At 71.6% G+C, this 15,318-nt stretch carries 11 protein-coding genes and 1 tRNA gene; all 12 read right to left on the reverse strand.

The features are described from left to right. Positions 1 to 57: 57 nt before the first annotated feature. Complete coding sequence (locus GEV43_RS15045; RefSeq protein WP_160821231.1) at positions 58 to 1,428, reverse strand: SGNH/GDSL hydrolase family protein; 1,371 nt, start codon at positions 1,426 to 1,428, stop codon at positions 58 to 60. Between the two features lie 134 nt (positions 1,429 to 1,562). Next, entirely contained in the window at positions 1,563 to 3,719 is a 2,157-nt protein-coding gene (locus GEV43_RS15050) for an SCO7613 C-terminal domain-containing membrane protein (RefSeq protein WP_160821232.1), read from the reverse strand. A gap of 444 nt (positions 3,720 to 4,163) precedes the next feature. Beyond that, a complete protein-coding gene (locus GEV43_RS15055; protein WP_160821233.1) occupies positions 4,164 to 4,766 on the reverse strand; it encodes a DsbA family protein in 603 nt (200 codons plus the stop codon). A 63-nt stretch (positions 4,767 to 4,829) separates the two neighbouring features. Next, complete coding sequence (locus GEV43_RS15060) at positions 4,830 to 5,069, reverse strand: DUF6343 family protein (RefSeq protein ID WP_160821234.1); 240 nt, start codon at positions 5,067 to 5,069, stop codon at positions 4,830 to 4,832. 247 nt (positions 5,070 to 5,316) lie between these two features. Next, positions 5,317 to 6,231, reverse strand: a complete 915-nt coding sequence (locus GEV43_RS15065) for a Gfo/Idh/MocA family protein (RefSeq protein WP_160821235.1) — start codon at positions 6,229 to 6,231, stop codon at positions 5,317 to 5,319. 549 nt (positions 6,232 to 6,780) lie between these two features. Beyond that, positions 6,781 to 6,857 (reverse strand) — tRNA-Ile (locus GEV43_RS15070). A gap of 92 nt (positions 6,858 to 6,949) precedes the next feature. After that, entirely contained in the window at positions 6,950 to 8,047 is a 1,098-nt protein-coding gene (locus tag GEV43_RS54860; RefSeq protein WP_309239643.1) for a DUF3566 domain-containing protein, read from the reverse strand. A gap of 30 nt (positions 8,048 to 8,077) precedes the next feature. After that, on the reverse strand, positions 8,078 to 10,609 hold the full coding sequence (gene gyrA / locus GEV43_RS15080) for a DNA gyrase subunit A (protein ID WP_160821236.1): 2,532 nt from the start codon (positions 10,607 to 10,609) through the stop codon (positions 8,078 to 8,080). Positions 10,610 to 10,703: 94 nt separating this feature from the next. Beyond that, positions 10,704 to 12,653 (reverse strand): DNA topoisomerase (ATP-hydrolyzing) subunit B, encoded by a 1,950-nt coding sequence (gene gyrB, locus GEV43_RS15085; RefSeq protein ID WP_160821237.1) that lies wholly within the window; start codon positions 12,651 to 12,653, stop codon positions 10,704 to 10,706. 514 nt (positions 12,654 to 13,167) lie between these two features. After that, positions 13,168 to 13,455 carry a DUF721 domain-containing protein gene (locus GEV43_RS50255; protein WP_241682918.1) on the reverse strand — a complete coding sequence of 96 codons (288 nt, stop codon included), beginning with the start codon at positions 13,453 to 13,455 and terminating at the stop codon, positions 13,168 to 13,170. After that, a complete protein-coding gene (locus tag GEV43_RS50260; RefSeq protein ID WP_241684129.1) occupies positions 13,455 to 13,997 on the reverse strand; it encodes a hypothetical protein in 543 nt (180 codons plus the stop codon). The genes GEV43_RS50255 and GEV43_RS50260 overlap by 1 nt, the downstream gene beginning before the upstream one ends. 29 nt (positions 13,998 to 14,026) lie before the next feature. After that, on the reverse strand, positions 14,027 to 15,148 hold the full coding sequence (gene recF / locus GEV43_RS15095) for a DNA replication/repair protein RecF (protein ID WP_160821238.1): 1,122 nt from the start codon (positions 15,146 to 15,148) through the stop codon (positions 14,027 to 14,029). Between the last annotated feature and the right edge of the window lie 170 nt (positions 15,149 to 15,318).

The following is a 15,318-nucleotide window of genomic DNA, read 5'->3' on the forward strand; positions in this document are numbered from 1 at the left end:
CGCGAGGGTAGGCCCGGCCCGAGCCTCTAGTCAAATTTGAATAAGCTGTTCAGTGGCTCAGAGGTCGGAGAGGTCGATGGCCCCGGCGATCGCGTGGTAGCCCGCGTCGTTCGGGTGCAGGCCGTCCATGAACACGTAGCCGGGCCTCGGCATCGGCCGGTCGGCCGGGTCGGACAGCACCCGGTCGGCGTCGACGACCGCGTCGTACGCGCGGCCCGTCCTGATCCACAGGTTGAGCGCCTGGCGGAGCTGCTCGGCCTGCGGGTTCCAGAGCGGGAACCGGGCGCCCTTCATCGGGAGGACCGTCATGCCGATGACCCGGATGCCGCGCGCGTGCGCGGCGCGGACCAGCCTGCGGTGGCCGTCGATGAGCTGCCGCGCGGTCACCTTCGGGTTCGGGTGGACGCAGGGGTCCTCGACCTGCGGCGCTCCGATGTCGTTCGCGCCGAGGTGCACGATGACCGAGCGGACGCCCGGCCGGTCGAGCACGTCGCGCCGGAACCGGTCCAGCGCCTTCTCCCCGCCGCACGCCGACGAGTTGAGCAGCTTGTTGGACCCGATCCCCGCGTTGACGACGCCGTACGGGCGGTGCGCGGCGGCGAGCCGTTCTCCGAGGTCGTCGGTGAAGCGGCTGTCGGCCTCCGGCGTGGAGCCGACGCCGTCCACCAGCGAGTCGCCGAACGCGACGACCGTGCCGCGCCCGCCCGCTCCCTGCCCGCTCTGCCCGCCGGTCCCCGCCGCGGCGCCCGCGACCTCGACGCCGCTCAGGTAGTACCACGAGCCGTTCGACTCCCGGAACGCGTCCGCCCCCTCGTCCTTGAGGTGGTCGCCGGACGCGCGGTAGGAGGCCGTGCCCATGCCGAAGCGGTGGAACGTCGCCGGACCGGTCGGCTCCTTGAACCGCAACGTCACCGCCAGCTTCTCCAGCGGCGAGGTGGTGAACGGCACCGGATCGCTGACGAGCTCGCGACCGGCCGGGACCACCGCCGCACCGCCCGCCGTACCGCCCGCTTTGCCGCCGCCGAACGTCACGGCGCGGGCCGTGCCGGGCCACATCATCGCGCCGCCGGCGGACCTGCCGACCGTCGCGCCCGCGATCCGCAGCGGCTTCGTGCCGTACGCGTTGGACACCCGGATCCGTACCTTCGAGCCGCCCGCGCCGGAGCGCACCACCTGCCGTACGGACTGGTCGGCGAACCCCTTGCGCGACCAGTTCGGGCCCGAGTCCTCGTCGCCGTCGACGGGCGGCTGCACCGCCGCGCCCCACGCCGCCGTCCACTCCGACGCGGGCGAGGTGGCGTGCTTCAGCTCGGCCGAGACGCTCTGCCGCGTCGCCGAATGCTCGACGATCCCGACGACGAGGGCGGTCCCCACCAGCCCACCGATGGCGATCTTGGCGGCCCGTGCCCCGGGTGTGGAAATGTCCATGACCACGATCCCATCGCTTTCCGGCGCGGATGTCGGCGGGGTGATCTCCACTCTGCGGGTGGGGCTGCCCCCACCCCCGCGATGCGCCCCGGCCGCACTCCGCGGCGGTCAGCCGAGGCGATCGGCCGCGGCGGTCAGCCGAGGCGGCTCACGGCGGCGTGCAAACGGCGCAGGTCGCGCAGGCGCCGCTCGTACGTCGCCCCGACGACCAGCACCACCAGCCCGGCGAACGCGATCGGGAACCAGCCGGGCAGGTCCAGCACCACCCGCGCGGCGTACGGCCCGAGCGCGCGGACCGCGACGAGCAGCAGCGTCGCGCCGCCCAGCAGCAGCGGCGCCTGGAGGCGGGCCCGCGCGCCGGCCAGGGTGACGGCGAGCGCCGCGACGGCGAGGAGCACCGGACGCGGCCCGGCAGGGTCGGCCCAGGCGGCGAGAACGCTCGGCAGCAGCGTGGAGGCGAGCGCGGGCCCGTACGCCGCCCAGGAGGACAGCTCGGGACGCCGCGAACGACGGGCGAGTCCGATCGCCAGGAGCGCGAGAGTGATCGGTGCCGTGTACGCCTCGGGAACGGTGATGTCGGCGCTGCCGAGCCGTACCCACCAGGCGGCCAGCAGCAGCGCCGACCCGGCCAGTCCCGCATGGCGGCGTCCGTCGCGCAGCGCGTCCGCGAACGCGAGCACGCCCGCGACGGCCAGCGCCACGCTCAGGAACGCCGCGTTCCCCGCCGCCATCGCGACGCCCGCGACCGCCACGGCCCACGCCGCGGTCTCGGCGGCGACGCTCCGCGCCCACGCGGCGGCGAGCAGCCCAACCCCGGCCGCCGCCAGCACCCCGAACGCGGCCCATTCCCTACCGATCCCGCTCGCCAGCCCCGAAGCCGCGACCAGCCCTCCGAAGGCGACCACCGTGGCCGCCACCGCCCCGTCCAGCACCCCGAACGCGGTCCTCCTGCCTCCACCCGCCCCAGCCCGCGCCTCCGCGTGCGTGGCGGCGACGCAGGCGACGCCGATCAGCGTCAGCGCGGCCAGGACGGAGATGGTCGCGGGACGGGTCAGGAGCGAGGCGGCGGCGGCCCAGAGCCCGGCGGCGACGGCCGTGCCGCCCGCGATGGCACGGACCCGTTCGTCCAGAACGGTCCAGACCGTGAGGGCCGCGAGCGCCGCGACGAGCCCGACGGCCAGGGCGAGCGTCACCGCGTACGGCGGCTGCGCGACGACGATGGCGGAGAGCACGGCCGACGCCGCGACCGGCGGTACGGCCGCGCGCCGCCGTACGAGCAGCAGCGCGGCGGCCAGGATCCCCAGCACGAACGGCGCGGACGGGTCCGTCCACCTGGGAAGGGTGAGGAACAGCCGCTCGGACTCCGCCGTCCAGCGATCGACCACGAACTGGAGCGGGCTGAACGCCGCGACGACTACGTCCGGCGCGATCCAGAGGACGGCCACACCGAGGACGGTCGCGGCCCCGCCGGCCGCCGGGCGGCGCAACGGAACGGGCAGCAGCAGGAGGGCCGACGCCATGACGGTCACGGCCACCGCGGCGCCGGTCGCCGCCGTCCAGGTGTACGGCAGCAGCACGGTCACGGCGGCCGTGAACGTGAGCCCGGCCGCGGCGGCGACGAGGCGTTCGGCGAGAACGGCCCAGCCCATCGCGACGGCCGCGGCGACGAGCAGGACCGCGGCGACGCTCGCCTCGGAGTCGCCGTGGTCGGGCCGGTAGCTGACCGCCAGGGCGAGGAAGATCCCGGCCGCGCCGCTGGAAACGCCGCACAACCCCGCCACGGCACGTACGCTCACAGCGCCCTCCCGCCCGGCCGCTAGGCGGCGCACCCCGAGATCGGCGGCGGACAGCAGGACGAGCGCCATCCCCATCCAGGACGCGGAGACGTCCACGGCGAACGCCGCGAGCGGCAACGGCGACTGCCCGAGGACGACCGTCTGCGGACCCGTGAGGCGCAGCGGCGCGACCCGCCCGTACAAGCCCCAGCCGACCGTCAGGACGGACGCCGCGATGACCGCGTACCACCGCCCGTCCAGCGAACCGAGCCCGAACAGGTCCCCCGCGTACGCCGCGTAGCCCTCCAGCACGACGAGCACCAGCCCGAGCATGGCGAGCGTCTCCGCGGTCGCCGCCAGACCGCGCCGCGCCAGCGGCCACACCGCGCCGAGCGCCAGCGCGGTGAACGACAGCAGGACCAGCGCCCGCGCCCCCATCCCGAGCGAGCCCCAGCTGATCACCGTGAACGCCAGCGCCGCCACGCCCAGCAACGCCCCGCCGAGCACCAGCAGCACATTGCGAACCCCGAACCGCGAAACGTCCCGCCCCGCCCGCGTCCGCTCCCCAGCGGCCCCGTCCACACCCTGTGCACTACCGGCGCTGAACGCCGCGCCCGCGACGGCCCGGTCCGCATGAGGCCCAGCCGTACGCCCGGCACGCGCACCGCTCGCCCGCGCCTGGAACACGGAATCCGCGTACGCCGCGTGAGGGCGGGCAGCCGACTCGTACAGCCAGTGGAGCACCTGGGTACGGAGACGGGTCAGGCGGAGCAGTTCGGTGTCGATGTGCCAGAGGTCCTGCGCCGCCTGGCCACGGAGCGGAAGCTCGCACAGGGGACAGGCCCCCGTGGCGGCCGGGATCGGCGTTCCGCAGCCGGGACAACTGATTCGCATGTCCGAAGCGTCGCGCGCCGGGGTGCCCCTCCCCATCCGCTCACATACTCAATTCCGCCCGGGTAGTCAGATGCGGGCGGAGGTAAGGACGTTGATCAGGTCGGCCACTTCGGGGGAGACGAGGCCGTACGACTCGTTCACGACGAGGGTCGGTACGCCGGTCACGCCATAACGGTGCGCGCGTTCCCGGTCGGCGGCGACACGTTCGGCGTAGGCGCCCGGCTCCAGGGGCGGGAGGCCCGCAGCGGTCGCGAGTTCGGCCAGCGTCTCCGGGTCGGCGATCGAACGCCCCTCGACGGCGTACGCGCGCATCAGCGCTTCGACCACCTCGATGCCCTTGCCGTGGGTCGCGGCGTGGTGGACGAGGCGGTGCGCGTCCAGCGTGTTGACGACGATCGCGCGGTCGAGGCGGTAGTGCAGGCCCTCCCGGGCGGCCAGTTCGGTGATCGTACGGATCCGGCGCTCGCTCTCTGCCTCGCTCACGCCGTACCGTCCGATATGCGCCTCGTGCAGCGTCTCAGGACGTTCGGACACGTAGTACGGGTCGAGCTGGAAGCCGCGCCAGACGATCTCGGCGGGCTCCTCGACGCGGGACAGCGCGGTCTCCAGCCGCCGCTTCCCGATGTAGCACCACGGGCAGACCATGTCGGAGAAGACTTCGATCCTCATGGGCCCACCGTAGAAGTTGAGCTAACTTCTAGTAAGTACGCACCTCAAGGTAAGCCCGGCACGTCACGTCCGGAGGCGGCGGATGACCGTCCACAGGTCGGCGACGGCGATGAGGGCGATCAGCAGGCAGATCGCCGCGACGGTCCAGTGGGCGGTGCTCGTCCCGAGCACGAGGAAGATCGCGGCGGCGGCCACCGCGGCGACCAGCGCGATCGACGAGAGGATCACGCGCAGCCGGAGCGGGCTGCGGGCGGTCAGGGGCTCGCTGCCCGGGGGCTGCCTGTGATGGTCCTGTTCCGGCATCTCGCACCTCCTACCCGCCGGACGCCACACCGCAGGTCATGCCCGCCCCCCGGGCGCGGACACCCCCCGCGCGGCGTTCACGCGGGCGCAGCGGACGCACCTCCGCGCGGCATTCACGAACGCATCCTCCGCGCGGCGTCCACGGACGCATCCCCCGCTCGGCGTTCACGCGAACGCATCCCCCGCGCGGCGTTCACACGGACGCACCCCCGCGCGGCATTCACACCGACGCATCCCCGCGCGGCGTTCAGCCGAGGGCCGCCTCGACCACGCGCTCGCACAGCTCGTGGGTGCGGACCGCGTCGTCCGCGGAGAGGGGGCGGCCTGCGCGCACGGCGTCGAGGAACGCGAGCGCGGCCTGCTCGATCCCGCGCTGCCGCGGCACCGGGACCCAGTCGCCGCGGCGGCGCAGGGCTGTGCCGCCGGCGCCGTGGTCGATGACGTCCGACAGGTTGAGGACCTCGCGTTTCGCGTCGCCGCCCGAGACTTCGAGGATCTCCTCGGCGGAACCGCTCACCCGGTTCATGACGCCGAGGGCGGTGAACCCGTCTCCGGCGAGCCGCAGGACGATGTGGTGCAGCAGCCCGTCGCGCACGCGCGTCCGCACGTCGACGTCCTCGACCGGCCCGGGGACCAGGAAACGCAACGTATCCACAATGTGGATGAAGTCGTCGAACACCACCCTGCGGGGCTCGTCCGCCAGGCCGCTGCGGTTCTTCCGCAGGATGATCAGGTCGCGCGGCCGGTCGAGCAGCGCGCGGTAGTCCGGGGCGTACCGCCGGTTGAAGCCGACCATGAGCCCGACCCCGGCGCGTTCGGCCCGTTCCGCGAGGCGGGCGGCGTCCCGGTGGGACGGCGCGAGGGGTTTGTCGACGTAGGTGGGGACGCCCGCGTCGATCAGCCGTTCGGTGATCGGAACGTGCTGGTTGGTCGGAGCGTGCACGAACGCGGCGTCCAGCCCCTGGTCGAGGAGGGCGTCGAGGGAGCGGTGGCGGTGGCGCAGGCCGTACGCGTCGCCGACCAGATCGAGCGTGGCGGGCGTACGGGTGTGCAGGTGCGGTTCGAGGCCCGGCTGGGCCGTCAGCACGGGCAGGTACGCCTTGCGCGCGATGTCGCCGAGCCCGATCACGCCGACCTTGAGCGGTGCCCCGTTCGTCCCCATGATCGGCAACCCTAACGCGGTACGTTCGATTCACCGCCTGTGGATAACCGGGCCCACAAGCGCAATGCCTTGGGGCGCGCCGTTCGAGCGCCGGAATCCCCAGCCCAATCCACAGATCCGCGCTCGCGCGCCCCCGCGGGAAGGCGCACTTCTCCCCACCGCACATCGACCACTTATCCACAACCTGTGGACAGTTATCGGCCCGATGCCCCCTGGCAGGTCCGCGCCCCCGCTGTCCGTACGAGATCACGTCCGGCCGCCGGAGCACCGCACGCCACACCGCACGTACGCGCCGTCCCAGAAAACGCTCCGCGACCACACCAATCCAGGGCCTCAACGTCCCCTTCACCGCACCCGCGCATCCCGAACGGAACACGCTCCCGAACGGCCTTCCCGTTCGCTTCAACCACACAGCCTCGCGACCCGAACGCGCCCCGAACCCGGGATGAACAACGGGCTTCCAACGGGCCGCCCCGGGCGACCGGACGGGGCGCGAAACGTCGAAGGCCGGTCTCCCATAACGGGGACCGGCCTCGAAGCGATTCTTCGTGGTGGGCGTAGGAGGACTTGAACCTCCGGCCTCATCCTTATCAGGGATGCGCTCTAACCGACTGAGCTATACGCCCGCTGTGCCGCCGCCGCCCTAGCGGCGCAACGAGAGATTACCGCATCTGGAGGGGCAACCTGAAATCGTTTGCCGGGCGGCGGCGGGCTCAGGTCACTCGGCCTCCTTGAGGGTGACCTCGACACCGCCGACCAGGTCGGCGGCGAGGTTGTAGATGACCGAGCCGATGGTCGACAGGGCGGTGATGAGCAGCACGTTGAGCGCGCCCACGAGCACCGTGTAGCCGAACACGCGCACGAACGAGAACCAGCTCCCGGCGTCGACGCTGCCGGTCGTCTCGCCCTGCTGCTTGGTCAGGTCGTTGATCGTGCCGCTGATCGCGTCGAACACGCCGAGCCCGGACAGGATCACGTACAGCACGACGACCGCGACCAGCAGGACCACGAAGCAGACCAGCGACATCACGAAGCTGAACTTCATCACCGACCACGGTTCCAGCCGCGCGAGCTGGAGCTGGGCCTTGCGCGCCGACTTCGCGGCGGCGGGCTTGCCGCCCGGCGCCGACGAGTTGGCGGACGGGGCGGGACGGTCCTTCAGGACGGTGCCCGCGAAGCCCGACCCGGCCGCGCCCGAACCGCCCGTGCCGCTCGAACCGCCCGTTCCGGAGCCGGAGGCCGCCGACTCGCGGCGGCCGAACGGGTTGCCGATCTTGCTGCGGCCGCTGGAGACCGAGCCGCCCGGCTCGGCCGGCGTCGCCCAGTCGGTCTTGGTCTCGGCCGGCCTCGGGCCGTTCGAGGAGGCCGCGGCCGGGGCGGACGGCGGGGAGGCGGGCTTCGGCTTCGCCGCCGCGGGCTTCGGCGCCGGCTTCGGCGCGGAAGCGGACGGCGAGGCCGACGGCTTGGAAGCCGACGAGGCGGGCGAAGCGGACGGGGACGGCGAAGCGGAGGGCTTCGCCGAACCCGGCGCCGGCTTCGACGTGCTCGGCGACGGCTTGGACGTCCCGGACTTGGCCGCGTCCGTCACCGTCGGCTTGGCGGCCGGCTCGGAACCCTCGTCCTTGAGGGGGGCGATCTCCGGCTCGTCGTCGGTCTCGACCTTGGCGAGGTCGGTCCGGGTCTCGTCGGCGGGGGTGATGTCGACCGTGGCCTCGTCGCGTCCTGGCTTGGCGGAGGCGGGCACCGCCTTCTTCTTCGGCGTGCCGCCTGAGCCCTTGCCGGTACGGCCCTTGTTCTTGCCGGGCTCGGTGCTCACGTGTCCTCCTGGCCTAGCGGCGTGACGAGGTCAGGCGCTTGACTCACCCTCGCTCCCTTCACCCGCGTCGGCGTCGGCGTCGTCAGAGTCCTCCATGGACTCTACGTTCCTCGCGATGGCGACCACGCTGTCCCCGTCCGCGAGGTTCATGAGGCGAACGCCCATCGTCTGGCGGCCGGACTGCTTGATCTCCGCCGCCGTGGTGCGGATGACGCCGCCGTTGGACGTCATCGCGAACACCTCGTCGTCGGGGCCGACCATCAGCGCCCCCACCAACCTGCCGCGGGTCTGCACGATCTTAGCGGTGAGGACGCCCTTGCCCCCACGTCCCTGGAGCGGGTACTGCTCGGCGGGGGTCCGCTTGGCGTAGCCGCCCTCGGTGGCGACCAGGACGTTCTGCGTCTCCTCCTGCACGACGAGCATGTTGAGGATCTCCTGGTCCTCCTCGAACCGCATGCCGATCACGCCGGACGTGGCGCGGCCCATCGGGCGCAGCGAGTCGTCGTCGGCGCGGAACCGGATCGCCATCGCGCCGGTCGAGACCATCAGCAGGTCGTCGTCCGGCGTGACCAGCCGCGCGGAGATCACCTCGTCGTCGTCCACCAGGTTGATCGCGATGATGCCGCCGGTGCGGGGCGAGTCGAAGTCGCGCAGCGCGGTCTTCTTGACCTTGCCGTTCTTGGTAGCGAGGACGAGGTAGGGCGCGACCTCGTAGTCGCGCAGGTCCATCACCTGGGCGATGTGCTCGTCCGGCTGGAACGCCAGCAGGTTGGCGACGTGCTGGCCCCGCGAGTCGCGCCCGGAGTCGGGCAGCTCGTACGCCTTGGCGCGGTAGACGCGGCCCTTGTTGGTGAAGAACAGGATCCAGTGGTGCGTCGTGGTGACGAAGAACTGGTCGACGATGTCGTCCTGCTTGAGCTGGGCCCCGCGCACGCCCTTGCCGCCGCGCCGCTGCGCCCGGTACAGGTCGGTCTTGGTGCGCTTGGCGTAGCCGCCGCGGGTGATCGTGACGACGACGTCCTCTTCGGCGATGAGGTCCTCGTACGACACGTCCCCGTCGAACGGGATGATCTCGGTGCGCCGCTCGTCGCCGTACTTGTCGACGATCGGGGCGAGCTCCTCGCCGACGATGCGGCGCTGCCGCTCCGGCGAGCCGAGGATGTCGTTGTAGTCGGCGATCTCCGCCATCAGCTTGTCGTACTCGTCGATGATCGCCTGGCGCTCCAGGGCGGCGAGCTTGCGCAGCTGCATGTCGAGGATGGCCTGCGCCTGGATCTCGTCGATCTCCAGCAGGCCCATCAGGCCGCGCTGCGCCTCCTGCGCCGACGGCGAGCGGCGGATCAGCGCGATGACCTCGTCGATGCGGTCGAGCGCCTTCAGCAGCGCGCGCAGGATGTGGGCGCGCTCCTCCGCCTTGCGCAGCAGGAACCGCGTGCGGCGGACGATGACGTCGATCTGGTGCAGCACCCAGTGCCGGATGAACTGGTCGAGGCGCAGCGTGCGCGGCACCCCGTCGACCAGCGCCAGCATGTTGGCGCCGAACGTCTCCTGGAGCTGGGTGTGCTTGTAGAGGTTGTTGAGGACGACCTTGGCGACCGCGTCCCGCTTGAGGACGATCACCAGGCGCTGGCCGGTGCGGCCGGACGTCTCGTCGCGGACGTCGGCGACGCCGTCGAGCTTGCCGTCCTTGACCAGCTCGGCGATCTTCAACGCGAGGTTGTCGGGGTTGACCTGGTAGGGCAGCTCGGTGACGACCAGGCAGGTGCGGCCCTGGATCTCCTCGACGTCCACGACGGCGCGCATCGTGATCGAGCCGCGGCCGGTGCGGTACGCCTCCTCGATGCCCTTGCGGCCGACGATCAGGCCGGAGGTCGGGAAGTCGGGGCCCTTGATCCGCTGGAGCAGCGCCTCGAGGAGTTCCTCGTCGGTCGCGCCGTAGTTCTCCAGGAACCACTGGACGCCCTCGGCGACCTCCCGCAGGTTGTGCGGCGGGATGTTGGTGGCCATGCCGACCGCGATGCCCGCCGACCCGTTCACCAGGAGGTTGGGGTAGCGGGACGGCAGGACGTCGGGCTCCTGCGAACGGCCGTCGTAGTTGGCCGAGAAGTCGACGGTCTCCTTGTCGATGTCGCGCAGCAGCTCCATCGCCAGCGGCGCCATGCGGCACTCGGTGTAGCGCATGGCCGCGGCCGGGTCGTTGCCGCGCGAGCCGAAGTTGCCGTTGCCGTCGACCAGCGGGTAGCGCATCGACCACGGCTGGGCGAGCCGGACGAGGGCGTCGTAGATCGCCGAGTCGCCGTGGGGGTGGTAGTTCCCCATGACGTCGCCGACGACGCGCGCGCACTTGAAGTAGCCGCGGTCGGGGCGGTAGCCGCCGTCGTACATCGCGTACAGCACCCGGCGGTGCACCGGCTTCAGCCCGTCGCGGACCTCCGGCAGCGCGCGCGCGACGATGACCGACATCGCGTAGTCGAGATAGCTCTTCTGCATCTCGCCCTGGATGTCGACCGGTTCGACACGCCCGCCGAACGGGGCACCGCCCTCTGTGGTCACGTCCGTCACCTGTAAGACCTCTTCTAACGTCGTGGAAGGAAGCTTCAGAGCCCGTCAGCCGCGGACCGCCCGTACGGGGCGGCGGCGGCGTTCCGCCGGAGCCTCAGATGTCGAGGAAGCGCACGTCCTTGGCGTTGCGCTGGATGAACTCCCTGCGGGGCTCGACCTCCTCGCCCATGAGGACGCTGAACAGCTCGTCGGCCTGGGCGGCGTCGTCGAGCTGCACCTGGAGCAGGACCCGGTTGTCGGGGTCCATCGTGGTGTCCCACAGCTCGTTGGCGTTCATCTCGCCGAGGCCCTTGAAGCGCTGCACTTGGTCGCGGGGGCGCGGGTCGCGCTTGCCGGCCGCGACGCCCGCCTCGATGACCGCGTCGCGCTCGCGGTCGGAGTAGGCGTAGTCGGACTCGTTGCCCCGCGCGTCCCACTTGATCTTGTAGAGCGGCGGCTGCGAGAGGTAGACGTGGCCCGCCTCGATCAGCGGCTTCATGAACCGGAACAGCAGCGTCAGCAGCAGCGTGTTGATGTGGTGGCCGTCGACGTCGGCGTCCGACATCAGAATGATCTTGTGGTAGCGGAGCTTGGCGATGTCGAACTCGTCGTGGATCCCGGTGCCGAGCGCGGTGATGATCGCCTGGACCTCGTTGTTCTTGAGGATCCGGTCGATCCGCGCCTTCTCCACGTTGAGGATCTTGCCGCGGATCGGCAGGATCGCCTGGTAGTGCGGGTCGCGCCCGCCCTTGGCCGAGCCGCCCGCCGAGTCGCCCTCGACGATGTAGAGCTCGGAGCGGGACGGGTCGGTCGACTGGCAGTCCGACAGCTTGCCGGGCAGCGAGGTCGACTCCAGCAGGCTCTTGCGCCGGGTCAGGTCGCGGGCCTGCCGCGCCGCGATCCGGGCCCGCGCCGCCTGCGTGGCCTTGTTGATGATCTCCTTGGCCTCGCCCGGGTTGCGCTCGAACCAGTCGCGCAGGTGCTCGAAGCACGCCTTCTGGACGAACGACTTGGCCTCGGTGTTGCCGAGCTTGGTCTTGGTCTGCCCCTCGAACTGCGGGTCGGCCAGCTTGATCGAGATGATCGCCGTCAGGCCCTCGCGGACGTCCTCGCCGGTGAGGTTGTCGTCCTTGTCCTTCAGGAGCTTCTGCTCCTTGGCGTACCGGTTGACGATGCTGGTCAGCGCCGCCCGGAAGCCCTCCTCGTGGGTGCCGCCCTCCGCCGTGTTGATCGTGTTGGCGAACGTGTGGACGGACTCGGCGTAGGAGGAGTTCCACTGCATCGCGATCTCCACCGACATGCCCTCGGTGTCGTCGCCGAAGTAGACCACCGACTCGTGGACGGCGTCCTTCTTCGCGTTGATGTAGCGGACGAAGTCCTCGATGCCGCCCTCGTAGTGGTAGCGGACGACGCGCGGCTCGGCGCTCTCGTCGCCGTCGCCGTGGTCGGGCCGCTCGTCCCGCAGCGTGATCGACAGCCCGCGGTTGAGGAAGGCCATCTCCTGCATGCGGCGCGAGAGGGTCTCGAAGTTCCATTCGAGGGTCTCGAAGATGCTGCCGTCCGGCCAGAACGTGATCTGCGTTCCGGTCTCGTCGGTCGCCTCGCCCTTGGTCAGCGCCGTCTCCGGCCCCTGCCAGGTGTAGGACTGGCGCCACACGTGCCCGTCGACCCGTACCTCGGCCTCCAGCCGGGTGGACAGCGCGTTGACCACGGCCGAGCCGACCCCGTGCAGACCGCCGGAGACCGCGTACGACTTGCCGTCGAACTTGCCTCCCGCGTGCAGCGTGGTCAGCACCAGCTCGATGGCCGGCCGCTTCTCGACCGGATGCTCGCCGACCGGGATGCCGCGCCCGTTGTCGAGCACGCGAACGCCGCCGTCCGACATCAGGGTCACCACGATGTCGTCGGCGTAACCGGCCAGGGCCTCGTCGACCGAGTTGTCGACGATCTCGTAGACGAGGTGGTGGAGGCCCCGCTCCCCGGTCGATCCGATGTACATGCCGGGGCGCTTGCGAACCGCCTCCAGACCTTCAAGGACAGTGATCGAACTAGCGTCGTACGCCAAAGGAGATCCTCCTGCCGGGGACGTTCGCCGCCCCGCGCCCGAGGGAGCGCGGTGTGCCCCGTAACACACGTAAGGGCGCCCATGTGCTCTGGCTCATATCTGTCAGAGTCCCGGGCGACCCATGGCGGCGCAGCATCCTGAACCCGCTTTCATTCTACCGGGTCACGCGGCGAAAAGTGGCACTCACGAGCGCTGTGTGCGCTCGTGCCGCCCGAGCGGGCGTGGAGATGCATCCCCCCATAGGCCCCGGGGGGTCCTCCGGCCTATGGAGCGCTCGCAGCGTAACTAGTCATCGCGCTTCCCGAACAGATGTTCCCACCCGCCACTGACATCCCCGTCACACCAAGGCGTCACGCCGTACACCCAAAGTAAAGCCCCGCCCCCGAACGCGCCCCTCGCGGCCCCCGCCCCGCACCCCCAAAAACCAGACCCCTCCCGCCCGGGGCGGACCGCTTACCTCCATCGTCAAGGCCCCTCCCGTCCCAGGGAAGTAGAACGGAATTCTGTGGATAACTCAGCGGACGCGCCAGGCTCCCGCCCGCCGGGGGCCAGAGGAAGGACCGACCACCTTGACGCGCCGTACGGTCCCCTGCCCCAGTTCCTCGTTCAGCCGCCGGACGAGGTTGGACGACAGGAGGCGGAGCTGCGTGGCCCACGTCGTCGAATCGGCGACGACCGTCAACTCCCCCTCCTCGAAACGTTCGGGCTTGGTGTGCTCTGCCAGTTCGGGCCCCACGATGCCCTGCCAGTTGCCGAACACCCCGCCGACCGCCGCGCGCTGTTCCCAGCCCCGCGTCGCCATCAGCTCCCGGATCGCCGAACCGAACGCTTTCGGGTCGCCACCCCTGCCCGGCTCCCGCACGCGCGCGGGCGGGCGCCCTTGCGCTTGTTGCCCTGGCCGGGCATCGTCCCGCGCTTGAGCGCATCCGCCTTGGCCTGCGCCAACGCCTCGCGCGCAAGCTCGATCCCCGACTTCGCCGGAACGGCCTCCTCCGCACCGCCACCCACCGCACCGTCACCCATCGCGCCACCACTCGACGCGCTGCCACCCATCGCGCTGCCGCCCGACGCGTCGCCCGCGGCAGCGCCGGGCGCGCCACCCTCCGGGCCGCCGCTCGTCAGGCCACCACCCGTCGCGCCATCCGCCGGGCTGCCGCCCGTCGCGGCACTGCCCGTCGCGGCACCGCCGGGCGCGCCGCCCGCCGCCGTGCTGCCGGATGCGCTGCCCATCGCGCCCCCGGCACCGGGGGAGTCGGCCGCGCTGGCGGAATCGGCCGCGCTTGGGCCCTTTTCTCGCGGTGCAGAACGCGGGGAGTTATGCACATCCTGTGGATCGTCGTTCACGCGCGTTCTCCCTCAGGGCGCCGAGGCGTTCATCCGCGGGTCACCGTGCCGTCGGCCACGGCGTAGGCGTTGCCGGTCAGTTCCTCAGGGACGTCGGCCGGAACGGCCGCCGTGATGAGCACCTGCTCGGCGGGCGCCACCATGCCGGCGAGGCGGCTGCGGCGGCCCGTGTCGAGTTCGGCGAAGACGTCGTCCAGGATCAGTACGGGGTCGTCCCCATCGGCGCGGAGCAGGTCGAACGCGGCGAGGCGGAGTCCGAGGGCGAACGACCACGACTCGCCGTGGCTGGCGTACCCCCGCGCGGGCAGGTCCCCGAGCCGGAGTACGAGATCGTCGCGATGGGGGCCGATGAGGCTGACGCCGCGTTCGAGTTCCTGCTTGCGGGCGTCGGCGACGGCGGCCAGCATCTGCTCGGCGAGCTGTCCACGGTCTGTGGACAACTCCGCGCCCACCGAGCTCTTGTAGGCGAGGTCCGCGTCGCCGCCGCCAGGGGCGAGCGCCTCGTACGCCTGGGCGGCCAATGGACGCAGCGCCGTGACGAGGTCGAGCCGGGCGGCGAGGAGGTCCGCGCCGGTACGGGCCAGGTGCGAATCCCACACGTCGAGCGTCGCCAGGACCTCGGCACCAGGGGCCCGGCGGTGCGCCGCCGCAGACTTGAGCAACGCGTTCCGCTGCTTGAGGACGCGGTCGTAGTCAGAACGGACGCCAGCGAAGCGGGGTGCGCGGGCGGTGAGCAGTTCGTCCATAAAACGACGGCGCTCACCCGGGTCGCCCTTGACGAGGGAGAGGTCCTCCGGGGCGAACAGCACCGTACGCAGCATCCCCAGGATCTCGCGCGGCCTGGGGACGGGGGAGCGGTTCAGGCGCGCTCGATTGGCCTTGCCGGGGTTGATTTCAAGCTCGATCAGGGCCTTTCGCTCGTCCTTCACCACGCCCGCCCGGACGATCGCGCGGGGCGCGCCCTGCCGGACGAGCGGCGCGTCGGTGGCGGCGCGGTGGCTGCCGTGGCTGGCCACGTAGCCGATGGCCTCGACCAGGTTGGTCTTGCCCTGGCCGTTCGGGCCCACGAACGCGGTGATCCCCGGCTCTAGCGCGACCTCTGCGGTGGCGTACGAGCGGAAATCCTGGAGCGACAGGTGGGCGACGTGCACGGGACACGAGGGTAGAGCCTTCCGCCCCCTCCGGCCGACCCGCGCCCCGGAGAATCCCCTCACAGCCCCCGCGCACGCCAACGGGAGCGGCACCCTCCCCGATCACCCCACGCGAGCCGTACGAACGTCTACGGGCACGCAGGGCCCCGTCCTACGCCGCCAGCCCCAAG

Source organism: Actinomadura sp. J1-007, from assembly GCF_009793335.1.
Classification (GTDB): Bacteria; Actinomycetota; Actinomycetes; order Streptosporangiales; family Streptosporangiaceae; genus Spirillospora; species Spirillospora yumaensis.

What these genes read in the sequence shown, in the direction of transcription:
- GEV43_RS15045 (WP_160821231.1), bottom strand. Translation starts at nt 1,428, where the DNA reads ATGGACATTTCCACACCCGGGGCACGGGCCGCCAAGATCGCCATCGGT.
- GEV43_RS15055 (WP_160821233.1), bottom strand. Translation starts at nt 4,766, where the DNA reads ATGAGGATCGAAGTCTTCTCCGACATGGTCTGCCCGTGGTGCTACATC.
- GEV43_RS15060 (WP_160821234.1), bottom strand. Translation starts at nt 5,069, where the DNA reads ATGCCGGAACAGGACCATCACAGGCAGCCCCCGGGCAGCGAGCCCCTG.
- GEV43_RS15065 (WP_160821235.1), bottom strand. Translation starts at nt 6,231, where the DNA reads ATGGGGACGAACGGGGCACCGCTCAAGGTCGGCGTGATCGGGCTCGGC.
- GEV43_RS50255 (WP_241682918.1), bottom strand. Translation starts at nt 13,455, where the DNA reads ATGGCGACGCGGGGCTGGGAACAGCGCGCGGCGGTCGGCGGGGTGTTC.